This window comes from Cognatiluteimonas telluris (genome assembly GCF_011320095.1).
GTDB lineage: Bacteria > Pseudomonadota > Gammaproteobacteria > Xanthomonadales > Xanthomonadaceae > Cognatiluteimonas > Cognatiluteimonas telluris.
Genome location: NZ_JAANOY010000066.1, coordinates 1 through 2,613, shown reverse-complemented (window position 1 = coordinate 2,613; position 2,613 = coordinate 1). Strand labels below are relative to the sequence as shown.

The 2,613-nt window shown below is 57.3% G+C and carries 4 protein-coding genes; 1 reads left to right on the top strand and 3 read right to left on the bottom strand.

Annotation, left to right across the window (positions count from 1 at the left end; translation table 11 throughout):
• Positions 1–195 precede the first annotated feature (195 nt).
• Complete coding sequence (locus G7B67_RS12875; RefSeq protein ID WP_166213059.1) at positions 196–753, bottom strand: hypothetical protein; 558 nt, start codon at positions 751–753, stop codon at positions 196–198.
• Positions 750–1,508, bottom strand: coding sequence for an RHS repeat-associated core domain-containing protein (locus G7B67_RS13580; protein WP_166213057.1), 759 nt, complete (start codon positions 1,506–1,508; stop codon positions 750–752). Before G7B67_RS13580 ends, G7B67_RS12875 begins: the two co-directional genes overlap by 4 nt.
• 28 nt (positions 1,509–1,536) lie before the next feature.
• On the opposite strand from G7B67_RS13580, the gene G7B67_RS12865 reads away from it, so the two are divergent.
• Positions 1,537–2,235: a transposase gene (locus G7B67_RS12865; RefSeq protein WP_166213055.1), complete on the top strand. Its 699-nt coding sequence runs from the start codon at positions 1,537–1,539 to the stop codon at positions 2,233–2,235.
• On the opposite strand, the gene G7B67_RS12860 is transcribed toward G7B67_RS12865, so the two are convergent.
• Positions 2,219–2,613, bottom strand: a 395-nt coding sequence (locus tag G7B67_RS12860; RefSeq protein WP_166213053.1) for a transglutaminase-like domain-containing protein, incomplete at its 5' end; no start/stop codon positions are given. The two genes, G7B67_RS12865 and G7B67_RS12860, sit on opposite strands and share 17 nt — an antisense overlap.

Sequence of the window (2,613 nt, the reverse complement as noted above, 5' to 3'; positions counted from 1 at the left end):
TCCGAGAAATCGGGGGCACTCCAACCTGACCCCGTTACTTCACGCGGGCTTTTGCTTTCCAGAAGGCGGGCCAAGGCCCGCCCTACGGTCACGCTTAGGGCGGGTTTTAACCCGCCTTACGCGGGTTCTGACCCGGGTTTTCCGGGTTTTCAGTTTCCCGCAAACAACAAGCCCGCCATTCGGCGGGCTTGTGCGTCATGGGAGCGGCTTACTTACCTCCGTCCCCTTTGATTCCCGTAGGGCCTCGCAAATCTCTTTCCGAACAGAAGCCAGTGGTTCTGCTGGCCCTAAATCCTTGCCAGGCCAATCCCTCACCAACCCCGAAACAATTGGATAAGTGCTGAACTTGCCATTGGAGGGTGAAACATACTTTCCTTGCAGGTCGATCTTTCCGCCAATGCTGCTTCCTTCCAGCGTCAATATCTGTACACCATCTTTCGAAAAGAAGAGATAGTCACTTCCAACCAAACAACAATCAGGACTGTCTTCCCCAATAGAACCCTTCACAACGAACCTGAGTTCTTTGCCCTGCTCAGCCCCCTTGATCGACTCGGTGACGCGTACAACAGCAAATTCCTGAACACCTTCGGTTTCTTGCTTCGGGCGTTCAATCGCCAAGACATTCCCGACAAAAATCAGGTCCGATGTATCAATCTTTTTCTTGAGCGTGTACTCACGCAGCTCGCGAGCAGAAGATGGCGATTGCATACAGAGAATTGCCAAAGTCAACAGCGCACTAGAGATCCGCTTCATGGTGGGTCATATGCCTTGTGAGTGGGATCAGCAGGGATCTGTGGCGTGCGTAGCTCCGACCTAATCTGGTTGTCTATTCCGACTGCATTCGCATTTGGCTGGCCCATCATTTGCGGAACTGCATGCCCTGCAATTTCATGCTCCAAGATTGTGGCAGGGCTATCAACCAGAGGGGCGCCAGCAGCATCTACGGTGTTCAGCGACTGATCGTTGATCACAACAGCGATCTTGTCACCAACTTGGCCAGTTAGCCCGTTTCCGCGATCCGCAACATTAACGTTGCCGACAGTGGGCTGAATGGCAATGAGCGTTGTTTTATCCGAAGCAATGCCTTGTACAAGAGAGTCATTGTAGGTCTGCGACCCAGATCCGTTTCCATCACCCACTCTTTCAAGCTTGTTGCTGTCGTTGAATTTGAATTCGCCTGCGGCCTGAGAGTTGATGTAACCCTCAAGCTTTTGATTGTTGGCAGGGTTGATCGACTCAAATTCTCGCCCATCAGGATCGGTGAACCGATACGGGTTGTTCAGCGCGTAGACGTACCGGTTGAAGTTGGTCATCGGCTTCTCGTAAGCCGTGACGGGATCGGTACTTAGAAACCGACCAATCCCCGGATCGTAATAGCGCTGAACAAAGCGACCCGACGCGACTTCCGCCTGCCGATGCGGCGTGTGAAAAACCGGGTCAGAGTGGACTTTCCTTACCGGTCGACGGCGATTTGACTGGACGACCTGCACCCGGCAGCAAGGCAACATCGATGCAGTCGCCACACCGATCTACCCTATGCCACGCAATGCCCGGCTCGACCTGCCCTCCGTGCCGCAACATGTGATTCAACGCGGCAACGACCGCCAGCCCTGCTTCTTCCGCGAAGACGACTATTTTCGCTATCGCACGGAGTTGCGGGAGTTGTCGTTACGCGAAGGCTGCGCCGTCCACGCGTACGTTCTGATGACCAACCATGTCCACCTGCTTGTGACCCCGGCCGAGGCAGGCGCCATAGCGCGGCTGATGCAGTCGCTGGGTCGTCGCTACGTCCGGTATATCAATGACCGATACCACCGGACCGGAACACTCTGGGAAGGCCGGTATAAGTCATGCCCAGTCGAGGATGGCAATTACGTGCTGCATTGCCATCGTTACATCGAGCTCAATCCACTTCGCGCGGCGATGGTGGCCGACCCGCTCGACCATTACTGGTCCAGCCACGCAAGCAATGCCTACGGCAAGCCTGACCCGCTGGTTTCGCCGCACCCCGCATACCTCGCGCTATCGGCCGATTCGACGAAACGACAGCTAGCCTATCGATCGCTGGTGATGGAAGCGGTCGATCCGACGGAAATCGAAGCGATCCGCCAGCATGTACAACGTCAACATGCCTACGGGTCCGCCCGCTTCCGTCGCGCAATCGAAGCGCAATTGGGTCGATCCGCTGGCCCTCAAAAGATCGGGCGGCCGCGGAAGCTTAAAACGATTGAATAAAGGCGACTCTGACCCCTGTTTTCCGCAATGCCTTGATCTGGCCATCGAGCTTCAGGATGGTGGTCGGAATGCCACCCACCTGCGTCGCATGGGTCGCGCTGTCGACGTCGCCCGCCTTCAGCCAGCTGAGGGCCTGGGCGACGGGCACGTCGACGGTTCCGTACACGAAGCGCGTCGGGATTCCCGATGCACGCAGCAGCGCCGCCAGCAGGCTGTTGGTGTCGGCGGCGTTGCCGCGGCGGTTGGCCAGCGTCAGGCCGGCGCCCTGGATGGCGCCGTGGGTCGGCACGAAGTCGATGTTGTTATGGACCCAGTTGAAGATCTGCACCGGGTTGTGGCCGAGGCTGGCGGCCAGCGCCGTGATCTCGGGCGTCAGCG

Bases quoted from the DNA above. Each gene is read 5' to 3' on its own strand.
- G7B67_RS12865 (WP_166213055.1), top strand. From the start codon at position 1,537: ATGCCACGCAATGCCCGGCTCGACCTGCCCTCCGTGCCGCAACATGTG.
- G7B67_RS12875 (WP_166213059.1), bottom strand. From the start codon at position 753: ATGAAGCGGATCTCTAGTGCGCTGTTGACTTTGGCAATTCTCTGTATG.
- G7B67_RS13580 (WP_166213057.1), bottom strand. From the start codon at position 1,508: ATGTTGCCTTGCTGCCGGGTGCAGGTCGTCCAGTCAAATCGCCGTCGA.